At 69.0% G+C, this 16675-nt stretch carries 16 protein-coding genes and 1 pseudogene; 9 read left to right on the forward strand and 8 right to left on the reverse strand.

The window, feature by feature from the left end; all coding sequences use genetic code 11:
• Positions 1-206 precede the first annotated feature (206 nt).
• From FXN61_RS36045 to FXN61_RS36060, 4 genes are all read right to left on the reverse strand, one after another.
• A complete protein-coding gene (locus FXN61_RS36045; protein WP_167978417.1) occupies positions 207-2192 on the reverse strand; it encodes an ATP-binding protein in 1986 nt (661 codons plus the stop codon).
• A 50-nt stretch (positions 2193-2242) separates the two neighbouring features.
• Positions 2243-2566 (reverse strand): hypothetical protein, encoded by a 324-nt coding sequence (locus tag FXN61_RS36050; RefSeq protein WP_167978418.1) that lies wholly within the window; start codon positions 2564-2566, stop codon positions 2243-2245.
• Positions 2567-2632: 66 nt separating this feature from the next.
• Entirely contained in the window at positions 2633-2938 is a 306-nt protein-coding gene (locus FXN61_RS36055; protein ID WP_167978419.1) for a hypothetical protein, read from the reverse strand.
• 27 nt (positions 2939-2965) lie between these two features.
• The gene (locus tag FXN61_RS36060) at positions 2966-4405 is read right to left on the reverse strand and encodes a PucR family transcriptional regulator (protein WP_167978420.1); all 1440 of its coding nucleotides are present in this window, start codon (positions 4403-4405) and stop codon (positions 2966-2968) included.
• A 127-nt stretch (positions 4406-4532) separates the two neighbouring features.
• Between FXN61_RS36060 and uraH the strand changes: the two genes are divergently transcribed.
• The 9 genes and pseudogenes from uraH to FXN61_RS36105 all read left to right on the forward strand — a co-directional run.
• Positions 4533-4847 (forward strand): hydroxyisourate hydrolase, encoded by a 315-nt coding sequence (gene uraH, locus FXN61_RS36065; protein ID WP_167978421.1) that lies wholly within the window; start codon positions 4533-4535, stop codon positions 4845-4847.
• A gap of 2 nt (positions 4848-4849) precedes the next feature.
• The gene (locus FXN61_RS36070; protein WP_167978422.1) at positions 4850-5710 is read left to right on the forward strand and encodes an FAD binding domain-containing protein; all 861 of its coding nucleotides are present in this window, start codon (positions 4850-4852) and stop codon (positions 5708-5710) included.
• Positions 5701-6162, forward strand: coding sequence for a (2Fe-2S)-binding protein (locus tag FXN61_RS36075; protein WP_167978423.1), 462 nt, complete (start codon positions 5701-5703; stop codon positions 6160-6162). Before FXN61_RS36070 ends, FXN61_RS36075 begins: the two co-directional genes overlap by 10 nt.
• Positions 6159-7511 (forward strand): 8-oxoguanine deaminase, encoded by a 1353-nt coding sequence (locus tag FXN61_RS36080; protein ID WP_167978424.1) that lies wholly within the window; start codon positions 6159-6161, stop codon positions 7509-7511. Before FXN61_RS36075 ends, FXN61_RS36080 begins: the two co-directional genes overlap by 4 nt.
• Positions 7508-9694: a molybdopterin cofactor-binding domain-containing protein gene (locus FXN61_RS36085; RefSeq protein ID WP_167978425.1), complete on the forward strand. Its 2187-nt coding sequence runs from the start codon at positions 7508-7510 to the stop codon at positions 9692-9694. The genes FXN61_RS36080 and FXN61_RS36085 overlap by 4 nt, the downstream gene beginning before the upstream one ends.
• A 17-nt stretch (positions 9695-9711) precedes the next feature.
• Positions 9712-10173: a nucleoside deaminase gene (locus tag FXN61_RS36090; RefSeq protein ID WP_312878257.1), complete on the forward strand. Its 462-nt coding sequence runs from the start codon at positions 9712-9714 to the stop codon at positions 10171-10173.
• Between the two features lie 94 nt (positions 10174-10267).
• On the forward strand, positions 10268-11674 hold the full coding sequence (locus FXN61_RS36095; RefSeq protein WP_167978426.1) for an NCS2 family permease: 1407 nt from the start codon (positions 10268-10270) through the stop codon (positions 11672-11674).
• A 57-nt stretch (positions 11675-11731) separates the two neighbouring features.
• Complete coding sequence (locus tag FXN61_RS36100) at positions 11732-12814, forward strand: XdhC family protein (protein WP_167978427.1); 1083 nt, start codon at positions 11732-11734, stop codon at positions 12812-12814.
• A pseudogene (locus FXN61_RS36105) lies at positions 12711-13034 on the forward strand (allophanate hydrolase-related protein); the annotation flags it as partial. The gene FXN61_RS36100 and the pseudogene FXN61_RS36105, both read left to right, overlap by 104 nt.
• A gap of 91 nt (positions 13035-13125) precedes the next feature.
• On the opposite strand, the gene FXN61_RS36110 reads toward FXN61_RS36105, so the two are convergent.
• From FXN61_RS36110 to FXN61_RS36125, 4 genes are read right to left on the reverse strand one after another with little or no spacing between them, the layout of a single operon-like run.
• The gene (locus FXN61_RS36110) at positions 13126-13749 is read right to left on the reverse strand and encodes a response regulator (protein WP_167978429.1); all 624 of its coding nucleotides are present in this window, start codon (positions 13747-13749) and stop codon (positions 13126-13128) included.
• Positions 13746-14900, reverse strand: a complete 1155-nt coding sequence (locus FXN61_RS36115; protein ID WP_167978430.1) for a sensor histidine kinase — start codon at positions 14898-14900, stop codon at positions 13746-13748. The genes FXN61_RS36110 and FXN61_RS36115 overlap by 4 nt, the downstream gene beginning before the upstream one ends.
• A 9-nt stretch (positions 14901-14909) precedes the next feature.
• Complete coding sequence (locus FXN61_RS36120) at positions 14910-15635, reverse strand: ABC transporter permease (RefSeq protein WP_167978431.1); 726 nt, start codon at positions 15633-15635, stop codon at positions 14910-14912.
• On the reverse strand, positions 15619-16512 hold the full coding sequence (locus FXN61_RS36125) for an ABC transporter ATP-binding protein (RefSeq protein ID WP_167978432.1): 894 nt from the start codon (positions 16510-16512) through the stop codon (positions 15619-15621). Before FXN61_RS36125 ends, FXN61_RS36120 begins: the two co-directional genes overlap by 17 nt.
• Positions 16513-16675 lie beyond the last annotated feature (163 nt).

The following is a 16675-nucleotide window of genomic DNA, read 5'->3' on the forward strand; positions in this document are numbered from 1 at the left end:
CCTCGCGGCACGCCTCACCTCACGGCCGGACCAGGCGGCGGCGATCCTGCGCGGCACCATGTACCGGCTCCTGCGACTGACCGAGCCCGCCCACGACGCCCGCGCCGAACCCGTGGCGGCACACCATGCCTGACCGGCTGATCATCGCCAGAGCCGGTTCCCGGCTGGCAAGCGTCGCGGACGTGCTGATCTGTCCCGCCGGCACCTCACCGTTCGCGGCACTGCGGGATCATCCCGGCTGCACCGCCGTCCTGGTCGAGCAACGCCCGGATGCGCACGGCCTGTGGATCGGTCTCGTCGTGGTAGCACGCGAGCGCGGCCAGCCGGTGCGGGCGCGGGTCGTCGGCCAGGTCGGCGAGTTCGAGGTGCACGTCGGCGAGGTGCACCGGTGAGCGGCTCAGCCCTTCCAGCGCGGAGTCGAGCAGCGCTCGTGCCCGAGCCCGGTCACCGGCCAGCCGGTACGCCCTGGCGAGGAACGTCCGTGCGCGCGCCTGCTCGATGGCATCGGTCAGCAGGGATTCCGCGAGCTCCAGCTCCACGATCGCCTCCGCGTACCGGCCGAGCTCCGTCAGCGCCTCACCGATGCGCCGCCTGGCCTGCCCGCGACCCCGGTCGCGGGTGCGCAACGCGAGCGCTTCGCGGTACAGCACCAATGCCCGCTCTGGCTCACCACGCTCCCTGCTCACCCGGCCGAGCAGGGTCAGCGCCGTCGACCTGCTGAGCGGATCGTCCAGTGCCAGCACGGCTTCCAGCTCGGCAACGGCTTCGTCTACGGCGCCCGTGTTGATCAATGCGAGCGCCAGGCGGGTCCGCAACCGCGCCTGGGCGAGAAGTTCGCCGCACTCCCCCGCCGCCGCGACGCCGAGGCGGTGCGTCGAAATCCAGTCGGCGTAGAGGTGGTGGTGCACGAACAGCGCCCACAACGGTTCGCACAGCTGCCACCGCAGGTCCGCGGGAGCGACCTCGACGGCACGTACGAGGTTCTCCCGCTCGTACGCCAGCCACCGCTTCGCCTCTTCGGGCGACGAGTACACGTCCCGCCGTGCGGCGGCGTACGCCGGCCCGGTCCGGTATCTGTCCGGTGCCACGACGAGATCGGCCTCGACCGCCCGTGCCAGGTACCACTCGACGGCCCTGCGCACGGCGGTCGTCCTGGCGGGATCGGCCTTGCCCCGCGCGTGCACCCGCAGCAGGTCGTGGAACCGGAAGCGGTCGTCACCGGCCTCGCTCAGCAACGACTTCTCCACGAGGTCGTCGAGCGCGTCCTCCACGTCGTACTCCGGTTCCTCGACCATCGCCGCCGCCACCGACACGTCGAAGGTGCTGCCGGGATGCCAGGCGCACAACCGGTACAGGCGTGCCTGCCGATCCGGCAGATCCACATAGGACAGATCGAGCACGGACCTGACCGAAGCGGACTCGTCCAGCGCGGGCAGCCTGTCGTCCCGCAACTCGACCACCTCACGCGAGAAGGTTCGCCGCGGCCGCGTCGACAACCTGGCCCCCACCACGGAAAGCGCGATCGGCAGTCCGCCGCACAACCGGGCGACCTCCTGCGCCGCATCGAACTCGCGAGCGAGCCTTCCTTGCCCCACCACGGTTTCCAGCAACTCGACGGACTCGTCGACCCCCATCGGCGCGACGTCCACGAACCGTGCGCCGTCGAGCCCGAGCGAACTGAGCCGCCACCTGCTTGTGACGACCACAGTGCCGGACGTGGGCAGCAACGGGCGAACTTGGGCGGCGCTCACCGCGTTGTCCAGAAGCACCGACAGCTGGCGCCGCGCCGTGACGGACCTGAACAACGCGGTGCGCCGGGAGAGTTGCGGCGGAATGTCGGTGACACCGAGCGCGTGCAGGAACCACTCCAACACGTCCTCGGGTGCGACGGGCCCTGCCGCCGCGTGCGCCCCGAGATCGGCGTAGAGCTGGCCGTCGGGAAAGGCAGAACGCCGATCTTGGAGCCACCTCAAGGCGAGTGAGGTCTTGCCGACCCCGCCGGGCCCGCTCAGCACCACCAGCTCACCGGGACGAAGCGCGGCCAACTCGGCCTTCCTGCTCACGAAGAACCGCGGCACCGGCGGCAGCTGGAACGGTGCGGGCACCTCCCTCCACGACGAGTGGAAGTGCACATCCCGGACGGCCCCCGCCTGCACGACATTCCCCGCACTGCCGCTCACCACGTTCTTCATCACCCATACCTCCCCGACCACTTGAAGTTACGGGCTTTCTTCGTCTTACGTCAGACGGCCATAGAGTGATCGCACGTGAGTGCGGCACCCGTGTTGGACGTGGCGGACCTCACCTGACGCCCGTTGATGATGATCTTGCACGTGAGCTCGCCTTGCACGCCCTCGAGCCTGATCGCGACCCTCCCCTTGCGCGCGCCCATGCGTTCGAACGGCATGTCCGGGTTGCGCAGGGTTCGTTCCTCCTCACCCGGAAACGTGTAGGTGAGCCGGTCCGTCGTACCCGTTCCCTCTACCACCACGCGGATGCTGGGCGCTGCCGCGCAGCCGGTGCTTCCGGCGAGCAGCAGGCCCACGAGTAAGGCGGCGGTTCTCATGGTGCGAACGGTAGAAACCGAAGAGGTGCTCCGGCATCAGCCTGAAGGCTCAAGCCGCATCAGCCATCAGACTGACAAACCTTGACGCCTTAGACATTCCTCGACGCGGAACCGCTCGATCTCGCGGTCCACGCCTTCGGGCAGAGTCCGCAACCGATGCTCGACATCGAGTGCCGTGCAGGCCTGGATGAGCAACGCGTCGTACGCCTGACGAGCGGCGATCTTCTTGACCGCCGAGGTCCCCGGCTCGAAACCGGCCTGCGTCCTGCGCACACGACGAAGGTCGGCCGCGATGCGTTCGATCGGCCGATGCTGGGACACCGGAGCGGAAGGACGGAGCCTGCGCAGCGCCTTCATCAGGTTGAAGGACACCCGTCCAGGTTACCCAGCCTGCCCAGATCATCCGGCCTGCAATGCGAGAAAGAGGTCCACGCGAGCCTCGAACTCGGCGAGGTCGACGCCGAGCAGCTCCTCCACCCGCCCGACCCGGTACCGCAACGTGTTCACGTGGACGTGCAGCTTGGCAGCCGCCACGGTCCAGGAACCCGAGCAGTCGAGGAACACCTTCAAAGTCCCGGCGAGATCGGACCCGTGCTCGGCGTCGTAGTCCAGGACCGGCCCGAGCAGCCGCCGCCGCAACGAACCACGCAGTTCCTCCGGGACGCCCGCGAGCAGCAGCTGGTGCAGCGCGATCTCCTCGCCCGCCACCACGCACGTGCGACCGCCGCGCCGTTCGCTGAGCCTGCGCGCGTGCGTGGCCTCCTCCGCGGCGCCTCGGAGTCCACGCCACTCGACCGGCGAGCTGATGCCGACGAGCACACGCGACGACCCGAGTCCCGGTTCCATCACGCGCATCGCCTCGCGCACATCGTCTGGCAACGAGTCGTCGGCCTTCGCAACGGCGTAGACCATGTCGCCAACGGGCGTGACGAGCGCCTGCGGCAGCGTCTCCTCCAGCACCGCGGCCGCGAGTTCCGTGCGCTGGTCCGACGTCACAGCGCTGATCACCCGCAGCCGGGCGTTCTCCAAGCCGGCCGCCGCCAGCCGTGACTCGAGATCGGCCGAGCCGCTCAAGACCGCGGTGACCAGTGGCGCGGCCGTGCGGTTCTCGATCTGACGGCCCTGGGCCTGGCGGAGTCGTTCCAGCGCGACGAGCGACGCGAGCTCGGTGGCGGCCTCTTGCTGCGGTTCGCCGCCCACGACGAGGATCCAGCTGGTGAGTCTGCTGCCGCCGCGTTCGGAGACGGGCACGAGCGTCACGCCCCTGACCGTCTTCGGGAGCCTGTCGGCCTGCAGGAACTCCTTCACCAGGGTGATCCGCCCCTGCAGCTCGCCGCCGGCGACGACCCTGCCGGTCGTGGACAGCACCCAGCACGGCGCGCTCAGCTCGTGGGCGCCGGCCAGCAGCAACGCGGGCAGCCCCGAGCCTTCCGCGACGACGTTCAGCAGGCGGCGGTGCCGGGAAAGGCCGACCAGTTCCATCGACACGCGTTCGGTGATCGTCGCGAACGACAGGTCGACCGGCACCTCCAGCAGCGGCACGTGGTGGCGGACGCAGGCGTCGACGAGATCTTCCGGCAACGCGCGGTTCTCGGTCTCGCTGGCCGCCAGGCCGGCGACCTTGGCCAGAGCGAGCGAGCGGACGAACGTCTCGGAGTCCTGCGGGCCGTGGTGCCACAGCAGGCCGGACAGCACGAGCTCCCCGCCGGACAGGTACCGACTGGGGTCGGGCAGCTCCGTTCCGTACACGCGGGTGACGGTGCGGTCGAGCTGGTCTTCACCGGTGTGCAGGCTCAGGCGCAGTTCCGGCATCTGCAGCAACGTCCGCAGCAGCAACATGAGGGGTCACTTTCGTCCATTCGTGTTTGTAGGAAAGCACAAATTGACCGTCTGTAGGAGCCTGGCGATTCATGTGTCCCGCCGTAGAGGTGCGGACCTCTGGCTCTGTGTACTGGCTCACAACCAGATGGGAGGGCGAGTGACGATCTCCACGCACGTGCTGGACGCGGCACGAGGCAGGCCGTTCGCGGGCATCACCGTGTCGCTGCAGCGCCGCGACGGGACCGAGGTGAGTTCCGCCGAGACGAACGCCGATGGCCGGATCACCGGATGGGGTGATGGTCTGGAGGCGGGGGTCTACCGGCTGGTCTTCGACACCTCGGAGGCGGCGCCGTTCTTCCCTGAGGTCGTGCTCACGTTCGCCTACTCCGATCCGGCACAGCACTACCACGTGCCGCTGCTGCTGTCGCCGTTCGCCTACTCCACCTACCGAGGTAGCTGACGATGGACTTCCTTCGACCGGAAACGCTCGCGGAGGCGTTGGAGCTCAAGGCCTCCATGCCGGACGCCGTGCCGATCGCCGGTGGCACGGACGTGATGGTGGAGCTCAACTACGACCACCGCAGGCCGTCCGCGCTGCTGGACCTGACGCGGATTCCCGAGCTCCAGCAGTGGTCCGACGGGCTGAGGGTCGGTGCGGGCGTGCCGTACGTGCGGATCATCGACGAGCTGGGCGCGCAACTGCCGGGCCTGGCCATGGCCTCGCGAACGGTCGGGTCGCCGCAGATCCGCAACCGGGGCACGGTCGGCGGCAACCTCGGCGCGGCATCCCCCGCGGGCGACACGCATCCCGTGCTGCTGGCGTCGGACGCGGTCATCGAGGTGGCCTCCGTGCGCGGCACGCGGATGATCCCGGCTGCCGACTTCTACTTGGGAGTCAAGCGGAACGCCTTGGAGCAGGACGAGCTGATCGTGGCGGTTCACCTGGCGCCTGCCAAGGGGCCACAACAGTTCTCCAAGGTCGGCACGCGCAACGCCATGGTGATCGCGGTGTGCTCGTTCGCGATCTCGCTGTTCCCAGAGGAGAACCGGGTCGGCGCGGCGGTTGGTTCCGCCGCTCCAACACCGCGCAGGGCTTTGGAGGCAGAGGAGTTCCTGGCCTCCGCGCTGGACTTCAAGGCACCCAAGCCGTTGCTGGACTCGGTGAAGCGCGAGTTCGGGGAGCTGGTCTCGCAGGCCGCGTCACCGATCGACGACGTGCGCGGGTCGGCTGCGTATCGCAAGCACGCCTTGGCAGTGATGGCTCGCCGGACGCTGGGCTGGGCCTGGCAGCAACTCGTGGACGGGGAAAAGGCATGCGCGTGAACGTGACGGTCAACGGCGAACAGCGCCAGGCCGACGACGTCTGGGAAGGCGAGTCGCTGCTGTTCCTGCTGCGCGAGCGGCTCGGGCTGCCCGGCTCGAAGAACGCCTGCGAACAGGGTGAGTGCGGTTCCTGCACGGTGTACATGGACAACGTGCCGGTGTGTGCGTGCCTGGTCGCGGCAGGGCAGGCGCAAGACAGGGACGTTCGCACCGTGGAAGGGCTCGCGGACGGGGACGCGCTGGACCCGGTGCAGGAGGCGTTCGTCGAGGCGGGCGCGGTGCAGTGCGGGTTCTGCACGCCAGGTCTCGTCGTGGCGGCGCACGATCTGCTCGACCGCGTGCCGTCGCCGTCAGACCCGGAGATCCGCGAGGCGCTCGCCGGGAACCTGTGCCGCTGCACGGGGTACGAGAAGATCCTGGACGCGGTGCGATTGGCGGCGTCACGCCGATGATCGTTCTTGACCGCTGCGCGGTGTCCACTGTGGATTCTGCCGGGACCGAGCACCTGTCCGGGCACGTCGTCGTCGACGGCGGGCGGATCGTCTCGGTCGGTTCGGGTCCGGCGCCCCGGCCGTACGAGTCGCACACCTACGTCGACGCGTCGTCGTGCCTGGTCACGCCGGGGCTGATCAACACGCACCACCACCTGTACCAGTGGGCGACGCGCGGGCTGGCCCAGGACGCGACGCTGTTCGAGTGGCTGACCACGCTGTACCCGGTGTGGCGCGGGCTGGACGACTCGGTGACGCACTCCGCCGCGTCCGCCGGCCTGGCCCGGCTGGCGTTGACGGGCTGCACGCTCGCCGCCGACCATCACTACGTCTTCCCGTCCGGTGGCGGTGACGTGTTCAACGCGCTGGTCTCGGCCGGCAGGCGGATCGGGATCCGGCTGGAGGCGATCCGCGGGTCGATGGACCGAGGTCAGTCCGATGGCGGGTTGCCGCCGGACAACCTGGTCGAGGACACCGAGGCCGCGTTGATCGCGACGGAGCAGGCGATCGGCGACTACCACTCCACCGCCGACGACGCTCTCGTCCGGGTTGCCGTCGGGCCTTGTTCACCGTTCTCGGTGTCGCGTGAGCTGATGACCGGGGCTGCCGCTCTGTCTCGTCGTCACGGCGTCCGGCTGCACACGCACCTCGCCGAGACGCTGGACGAGGAAGAGCAGTGCCTGGCGGAGAACGGATGCACGCCGACCGAGTACGCCGAACAGCTCGGCTGGCTCGGTTCGGACGTGTGGCTCGCGCACACCGTGCACCTGTCGCCGGCCGCGGTGAAGCGCCTCGGGGCGACCTCCACCGGTTCCGCGCACTGCCCGACGTCCAACGGGCGGCTGGGCACCGGGATCGCGCCCGTTCGCGACCTGCTCGACGCCGGCGCGCCGGTGGGGCTCGGGGTCGACGGCGCGGCGTCCAATGAGGACGGTGGACTGGTCGTCGAGCTGCGCTCCGCGTTGTACCAGGCTCGCCAGCGGGGTGGGCCGCGTGCGCTGGACGCCCGCAAGGCGTTGTGGATGGGCACGATGGGCGGCGCTCAGGTGCTGGGCCGCGCGGACTCGCTGGGCTCGATCGAGCAGGGCAAGGTGGCGGACCTGGCGGTCTGGGATCTGTCCGGAATGGACCACGCGGGCATCGCTGACCCCGTGGCGGCACTGGTTCTGGGCACTCCCCCGCCGTTGAAACTGTTGATCGTCGGCGGTCGTGTCGTCGTGCGGGACGGGGTTCTGCTGACGGCGTCGACCGACGAGCTGGCGCGGGATCTTTCCGCGGCCAGCACCAAGCTTCAGGAGGCAGCGCGATGACCCTCACTCCCGCCGAACTGACCTCCGCGGTGTCGGGTGGCATCGGGACGTCGCCGCAGCGCCCGGACGGCAACCTGAAGGTGCGCGGCGAGTTCGCCTACGCGTCGGACCTGTGGCACGAGGACATGATCTGGGGCGCGACGCTGCGTTCGCCGCACCCGTACGCCCGGATCACGTCCGTGGACATCACCGAGGCGCTGAAGGTGCCGGGTGTGTATGCGGTGCTGACGCATTCGGACGTGCCGGGACGGAACCTGTACGGGCTCGAGCACAAGGACCAGCCGGTGCTCGCGGTGGACGTCGTGCGCTACCAGGGCGAGCCGATCGCGCTGGTGGGTGCCGACCACCCGGAGACCGCTCTGCGTGCCATGAAGAAGATCGTCGTGACCTACGACGTGCTCGACCCCGTCGTGGACATGGAGACCGCCGTCGACGACACCCCGCTGCACCCCGGCGGGAACCTGGTGCGGCACGTGCCCATCCGGCGTGGCTCGCAGGACGTCACGGCCGATGTCGTGGTCACAGGGCGCTACGAGGTCGGCATGCAGGACCAGGCGTTCCTCGGTCCCGAGTCCGGGCTCGCGGTGCCTGCGGAGGACGGTTCGGTCGACCTGTACATCGCGACGCAGTGGCTGCACGTCGACCGCGACCAGATCGCCGCCGCCCTGGGGTTGCCCCAGGAACAGGTGCGGTTGACGTTGTCCGGCGTCGGTGGTGCGTTCGGCGGCCGCGAAGACCTGTCGATGCAGGTGCACGCATGCCTGCTGGCCCTGTACACCGGCAAGCCGGTCAAGATGGTCTACAACCGCGAAGAGTCGTTCTATGGCCACGTGCACCGGCACCCCGCCGTGCTGTACTACGAGCACGGCGCCGACCACACAGGCAAGCTCGTCTACGTCCGCACGAAGATGTACCTGGACGGCGGTGCTTACGCCTCATCCACTCCCGCTGTCGTGGCCAACGCGGCGACGCTGGGCGTCGGGCCGTACGAGGTAGACAACGTGACCGTCGACGCTTACGGCGTCTACACGAACAACCCGCCGTGCGGGGCGATGCGCGGATTCGGTGCTGTGCAGGCCGGTTTCGCCTATGAGTCCCAAATGGACAAACTGGCCGAGGCGCTGGGCATGTCGCCGGTCGACGTGCGGGTACGCAACGCGATGACCGAGGGTTCCGTCATGCCGACCGGGCAGGTGGTCGACTCGGCCGCGCCCGTCGCGCAACTGCTGAAGCTGGTGCAGGACAAGCCTTTGCCCGCCGGTACGTCCACTGACATCCGCGAGCTGCCCGGTGGCGTCTCCAACACCACCCACGGCGAGGGCGTCGTCCGTGGCGTCGGCTATGCCGTCGGCATCAAGAACATCTGCTTCTCCGAGGGCTACGACGACTACTCGACCGCTCGGGTGCGGGTGTCGATGGTCAGCGGCTCGTTGGCCGCCGCCGTGCACACCGCGGCCTGCGAGGTCGGCCAGGGCCTGGTGACGATCATGCAGCAGATCGTGCGGACCGAGCTCGGCATCGAACGCGTGACCGTGCTGCCGATGGACACCACGATCGGCAACGGCGGCTCCACCTCGGCTTCGCGCCAGACCTACGTGACCGGTGGCGCGGTGAAGGCCGCCTGCGCCGCGGTTCGATCGCGTCTGGACGGCCGCACCGACATCGGTGATGAAGTGATCGACGAGACCGTCGAGTGGCGGCACCGCGCGACCGAGGCGTTGGATCCTGAGACAGGACAAGGCAATGCGCACGTCCAGTACGGCTTCGCCGCGCACCGCGCCGTCGTCGACGTGGACGTCGAACTCGGTCTGGTGCGCGTGGTCTCGTTGGACTGCGCGCAGGACGTCGGTCGCGCGTTGAACCCGCAGGCCGTGATGGGCCAGATCCAGGGCGGCTCCGCCCAGGGCCTCGGTCTCGCGGTGATGGAGGAGATCCAGACCTCCGGCGGCAAGGTGCGCAACCCGTCGTTCACCGACTACCTCATCCCCACCGTGCTCGACATGCCGCCGATGAGCATCGACGTGCTCGAGCTCGCCGACCCCCATGCCCCGTACGGCATTCGCGGCGTCGGCGAACCGCCCACCATCTCGTCGACCCCGGCGATCGTGGCGGCGATCCGCGCGGCGACCGGCCTGGCGCTCACCCGCGTCCCGGTCCGCCCAGAACACCTCACCGGTACCTGAGCTCTGGAGTTCTTGCTGTGAACGCACATCTGCTCGCCACGATCGACCTGGCCACCCGCAACGTGGCCTCCGGCGGCGGCCCGTTCGGCGCCATGGTCGTCCGCGACGGCGAGGTGATCGCCACCGGCGTGAACCAGGTGACGCCGTCGCTCGACCCCACCGCACACGCCGAGGTCGTCGCGATCCGCGCGGCCTGCCAGGCGCTCGGCGACTTCCGTCTGACCGGCTGCACCCTGATCTCCTCGTGCGAGCCGTGCCCGCTGTGCCTGTCTGCCGCACTCTGGGCGCGGGTGGACAAGGTCATCTACGCCGCCGACCGCCACGACGCGGCCGCGGCCGGTTTCGACGACCGGGAGTTCTACGAACTGTTCGGCAAGCCCCGCACCGACTGGGACCTGCCCGTGCACCAGATCTCCACAGGCGAGGACAACGCCCCGTTCACCGCGTGGTTGTCGCTCGCGACTCGTATCGATTACTAGGGCCACAAGCCTTTTTTGCTGACCGGAGCTTGCATCGCATAAACGCGTTCCGGCGTTGGAACGCGCCCACCGGCATGGGAAAGGCCGTCCTTCCATGACTCAGTTGCGGAGCCGACAATCGTCGTCTGCCCTTGACCAGTTCTTCCGCATCACCGAACGCGGCAGCTCTTTGGGTCGCGAGGTTCGCGGTGGCATCACGACGTTCGTCGCGATGTCGTACATCGTGCTGCTGAACCCGTTGATCCTCGGCGCGTCCGCCGACATCACCGGCGCCAAGCTCACCATCGCCGAGATCACCACCGCCACCGCACTGGCGGCGGGCGTGATGACCGTCCTGATGGGACTCGTCGGCAACGCCCCGCTGGCCATCGCCGCCGGTCTCGGTGTGAACGGCGTGGTGGCCTTCCAGATGGCGCCGACCATGACGTGGGCCCAGGCCTTCGGCCTGGTGGTGCTGGAGGGCGTGTGCATCGTGATCATGGCCGCCTCCGGCGTCCGCGAACGCATCATCAACGCGATCCCCGAACCGTTGAAGATCGCCATCACCGTGGGCATCGGGCTCTACATCGCGTTGGTGGGACTGGTTTCCGCCGGTTTCGTGACTCGGACTCCGGACGCGGCCCACTCCACGGTCCCTGTGCGGATGGGCATCGACGGCCACCTCAGCGGCTGGCCGATCGTGATCTTCTGCCTCGGTCTGCTGCTGATGATCGTCCTGATGGCGCGCGGCGTGCCCGGTGCAGTCTTGATCAGCATCGTGGTGGCCACAGTCGTCGCCATCGTCGTGAACTCCACGTTCACGATCCAGAACTGGGGCATGGTGACCCCGTCGCTGCCCTCGTCGATCGCCGGCTCCCCCGACTTCGGACTGTTCGGCCGGGTGGATCTGTTCGGCGGCTTCGTCTCCGCCGGGGTGATCGCCGCGACGATCTTCCTCTTCACCCTTGTCCTGTCCGGCTTCTTCGACGCCATGGGCACCATCACCTCGGTGTCCGACGAAGCGGGCCTCACCCGTGACGGCAAGGTCGAGGGCATGGGCAAGATCCTCATGGTCGACGGCGCCGGCGCGATCGCCGGTGGCGTGACGGGTTCAGCTCCGAACACCGTGTTCCTGGAGTCGGCAGCGGGCGTTGGCGAAGGCGCCCGAACCGGCCTGGCCTCGGTGGTCACCGGCGGACTGTTCCTGGTGGCCCTGCTCTTCACCCCGCTGGCCACCGTGGTGCCCGCCCAGGCGGCGGCACCGGCCCTGGTGGTGATCGGCGGCCTGATGATGACCCAGATCCGCCGAATCCCGTGGCAGGACACGGACTTCACGATCCCGGTGTTCCTGACCGTGGCCATCATCCCGTTCACCTACTCGATCACCAACGGCATCGGCGCCGGCCTCGTTTCCTACGTGGTCCTGCGCATCTGCAAGGGCCGCTGGCCGGGCTGGCTGATGACGAGCCTCGCCCTGATGTTCGCCGTGTACTTCGGCGTGGACCTGATCAGCGGCACGTGACGCGGTGAGGCTCGGCCGGGCGGCCACCCGGCCGGGCCTCCAGGAAAGGGAGGTTCGATGCGTGACCTGGCATCGACGCTGCTGTCGTGGGACCGGTTCGCGGTCGCCTCGGTGGTGGCCGTGCGGGGCAGCGCGCCACGCCCGGTCGGCGCCGCGATGGCCGTCGGCCCCTCGGGAGAGGTGATCGGCAGCGTGTCCGGCGGCTGCGTGGAGGCCGAGGTCTACGACCTGGCCCGCACAGTGCTGGAGACGTCTGTTTCTACGCTGGCCACGTTCGGATACTCCGACGACACGGCGTTCGCGGTAGGCCTGACCTGCGGCGGCTCGCTCGATGTCCTGGTGCAGCGCGACAGTTCCTCTTTGCGCGCGGCACTTCAGGCTTCTTTGGACGGACACCCCGTCTCGGTGCGCTTTTCAGCCGAGGGCCGCACGTTCACGGAAAGCTGGATGCCGCCACCACGTCTGCTGGTGTTCGGCGCCATCGACCACGCCGCCGCGGTGGCCGAGATCGGGCGCTTCCTCGGCTACCACGTGACGGTGTGCGACGCGCGCCCGATCTTCGCCACCCCCGAACGCTTTCCCGCAGCGCACGAGGTCGTCGTCGACTGGCCACACCGCTACCTCGCCTCCACCCACACCGACGCGCAGACGGCCGTCGTGGTGCTCACCCACGACCCCAAGTTCGACATCCCGGTGCTGACAGAGGCCTTGTCGAGGCCTTTGGCCTTCGTGGGCGCACTGGGTTCCCGCCGCACGCACCTGGAGCGCCTCGACCGGCTCCGCGCGGAGGGGGTGCCCTCCGCGGCGTTGGCGCGGCTGCGCTCACCGATCGGTCTCGACCTCGGCGGCCGCAGCCCCGCGGAAACGGCGGTCTCGATCGCGGCCGAGCTCGTGGCCGTGCGGCACGGCGGCACGGGGCTGCCGCTGTCCTCTCTGTCCTCGCCCATCCACAGGACCCAGGAGAGTCATGGCACTGATCTTTCTCAACGGCGGCGGCATGCGGGGTGGACCGTTGCACGACCAGCTCCAGGGCACGCCGATGGTGTGCCAGGCACGCAGTGCGGCCAAGTACCGGTACTTCTCGGTGCGGGGGAAGTTCCCCGCGATGCACGAGTCGGGGTCGGCACAGGTGGTGGGTGAGCTGTACGACCTGCCGCTGAAGGTCCTGCGCGACCACCTCGTGCCGGCGGAACCGCCGGAGTTGGAGATCGGTGTCATCGAGCTCGAAGACGGCAGCGCCGCGCTGGCCACGGTGCTGCGCGACGCCGTGCTGAAGGACTCCTCGTTGCTCCGATCGGGTGACATTCGGGACATCTCGTATCTCGGGGACTGGCGGGAGTTCCTACAACGCGAGGGGTGAGGGAGTGGCAAGGGGGAGTTGCCGCAGGCGGCGGGACCAACCGAAGTGGTCCCGCCGCGGGGGAACTCGCCATTCACCCGGGCCTGGGGAATCATCGCTCGCGACCTCGCAGCAGTCCGCGTTCGTACGCCACTGCGACAGCCGCGGCCCTGTCCGAGACACCCAGCTTCGCGTAGACGTGCAGCAGATGGGTCTTCACGGTGGCCTCGCTGATGAACAGCGCCGCGGCCACCGCACGGTTCGTCGATCCGCGTGACACCAACGCCAGCACGTCCAGTTCCCGCGCGGACAACGGTTCCGAAGCGGGCTCCCGCACCTGGCCCAGAAGCCGCGTCGCCACAGCGGGCGACAACACCGCCTCGCCCGCGTGGGCGGCACGGATGGCGCGCTGCAGTTCGTCGCGCGGGGTGTCCTTCAGCAGGTAGCCGGTGGCGCCGGCCTTGATGGCGGGCAGCACGTCGCGGTCGGTGTCATAGGTGGTGAGCACGAGCACCCGGCACGGGTGGGTGCGCAACCGTTCGATCGCGGACAGGCCGTCGGAACCGGGCATCCGCAGGTCCATCAGGACCACGTCCGGGGACACGGCCGAAACCACCGCCACTGCCTCGTCGCCGGACGCCGCCTCGCCCACAACCTCGAAGTCGGGTGCGGAAAGCATGCCGCGCAGGCCGTCGCGGACGACGGGGTGGTCGTCGACGATCACCAGGCGGATCATGCGGGCACCCGCGCCGAGATCGCCGTCCCCGCACCGGGTTCGGACTCCACGAACAGCGCGCCGGACAGGCGGTGCACGCGGTGCCTCATCGCGGACAGGCCGAAACCCGACGACGGCAGCCCGAGGTCGAAGCCCACGCCGTCGTCGCGCACGTCCAACGTCACCACGTCCTCCATGTACGACAGGGTCAGGCCCACGCGGGACGCCGACGCGTGTTTCGCCACGTTCGTCAGAGCTTCCTGGGCCGTGCGCAGCAAGGCGACCTCGACCTCCGGGTGCATCACGCGCACGGCACCGGTCAGCGTCACCGAGACCGGCACGCCGTACACCGTGGACCAGCCCGACGCCACCTCGTCCAGTGCTTCCGGCAGGGCCGCGGAGTCCAGCGCGGGCGGGCGCAACGCGTGCACCGAGCGGCGGGCCTCTGCCAGGTTCTCCCGCGCCAGCTCGACGGACACCAACACTCGGCGTTCCCAGTCAGCCGGGGAAGCCGCCGACAACTGCGTGATGATGCCCGCGAGGCCCTGTGCCAGCGTGTCGTGGATCTCGCACGCCAACCGGTGGCGCTCGTCCTGCACACCGGCCTCGTGCGCCTGCACCAGCAGCTGGGCGTGGAGGCCCTCGTTCTCCTCGAGGAGTTCCTTGCGCCGACGGGCTTGTTCGGTCGTCACGTGGCCCACGAACGTGAAGGTGCACGCCACCACCACGAAAACGAGCAGCAGCAACCAGAAGGCGGGCTCCGCGTCCGGGGGTGGGTAGCCACCGAACAACGACAGCGTCGCCAGCATGGCGGTCAGCGCCACCACGAAGAACATCCAGCGGCCACGCAGGCATTCGCTCGCGTAGACGTAGACCGCGTAGGACACGGCGCCGAACCAGTGCTCGCGCATGCCCAGCACGCTGTAGAACAGGACCATGCCACCGACGAACACGGCCATGAGCTCCACACGGCTGTGCCACGCGGGGTGCAGCGTGAACCACCACGCCATCCACACGAAGCCGAACGCCACAACGCCGTAGGTGATCCAGCGTTCCCCCGCCGAGTGCACGGTGAAGATCGAGTACATCACCGTCGTCACGGTCAGCACGAAGTACGGGATCACGTGGGCGATCGTGGCGAGCCTGCGCTCCCACCTGTCCAACGCGGCCATGTCCACGAGCTACTCCCAGCGGAACGTCCTGGCGGCGACGGTACCCGCCACGACGCTCACCAGTCCCATGATCGCGAGATGCCGCCAGTCCGGCGCGGTTCCCAGCCACGCCTGCTGCAGCGCCTCCACACCGGGAGGCGCGTACGAACCGATCTCCTGAACCACCGAGGGCAGCATGAACCGCGGCAGGTACACACCGCCGAAGAACATCAGCAGCATGAACACGACCGTGGACCAGCCACCCGCCGATCGCGCGTTCGGGGCCAGTGCGGCGATCAGCAGTCCCAGCGCGAACGTCCCTGCGCCGCCAAGCACGACCGCCGCTGCCAGGCCCAGCGGATGGTGGGGCAGGTCGACGCCGAACACCAGGTACGCCACCACGATGGTGACCAGCACCGACAGGATCACCGCAGCGAAGTTGACCACCATCTGCCCGACCAGCAACCGCGCCGGATGCATGGGCGTCGTGGAAAGCCGGCGCAGCACACCCTTCTCCCGATAGGTCGCCACGACTGACGGCACGCGTTGCAACCCGATGAACGCCAACGTCAACACGACGAGCGACGACATGTAGCTGTCGATGAACCGGATCCCACCGAACTCCGGCGCGGGCGTCCGCAACGCCGGAATCGCCCCCAGCACCAGCAGCAACAACGTCGGGAACAACAGGGCGAACACCGAGTTCAGCCGATCGCGAACGAACAGCCGCGCCTCGACCTCAATGATCCGCAACATCACTACCCCCGGTCAGCTCAACGTAGGCGTCGTCCAGCGACACCTGGTCGACGCGGAGTTGCCGCGCCACGATCTGCTTGCGCGCCAGCAAGGAGGTCACCGCGTGCAGCAGGTTCTCCGACCCGCTGACGACGATCTGCTCCCCCATCGACGACACCTCGGTGACCTCCGGCAACGCCTGCAACAGCGCGATGTCGAGGGAAGCGGACGGAACGAACCGCACCCGAGTGGCACCGTCCACACGCGACACCAGCCCGGAAGGCGTGTCCAGAGCGGCGATCCGCCCGTCGCGGAACACCGCCACCCGGTCGCAGAGCCGCTCCGCCTCCTCCATGAAGTGGGTGACCAGCAGGATCGTCACGCCGGCCGACCGCACCTCCTCGATCACCGACCACGTGTCGCGCCGCGCCTGCGGATCCAGGCCCGTCGTCAGCTCGTCCAAGATCGCCACACGCGGCGACCCGATCAACGCCAGCGCGATCGACAGCCGCTGCTTCAACCCACCGGACAGCCGCCCGAACTCCACGCCGAGATGATCGGTCAGCCCCAGCCGCGACGACCAGTCGGCCGGCGACGGGTAGAACGACGAGAACAGCGACAGCGCCTCGCTGACCCGTATCCGTTCCGGCAGCTCCGACGACTGCAGCTGCACTCCAATCGCGGACCGCATCGAGGCAGGAGGCTGCCCGAGCACCGACACGCTCCCCTGGTCCGGCACCCGCAGCCCCGCCACGCACTCGACGGTCGTCGTCTTGCCCGCCCCGTTCGGCCCCAGAATGCCGAAGATCTCCCCCTCGGCGACCTCGAAGGACACCGAGTCCACGGCGACCTTCGGCCCGTACCGCTTGCCGAGGTCGCGCACTTCGATGATTGCCATGCCACCACGATCGGGCAGCACGAAGCAAAGATCATCGAACAGCCGGCGACACCCGGATCAACCGATCGGTTGATGCCGCTACTCAGTCTCGAGAACAGCCGCACGCAACGCGGCGGCCAGACGCGCGACGGGCGTCGTCGGACGCCCGCTGTGCCGTGGTGTC

The organism is Lentzea indica, from assembly GCF_012184385.1.
Lineage (GTDB): Bacteria > Actinomycetota > Actinomycetes > Mycobacteriales > Pseudonocardiaceae > Lentzea > Lentzea indica.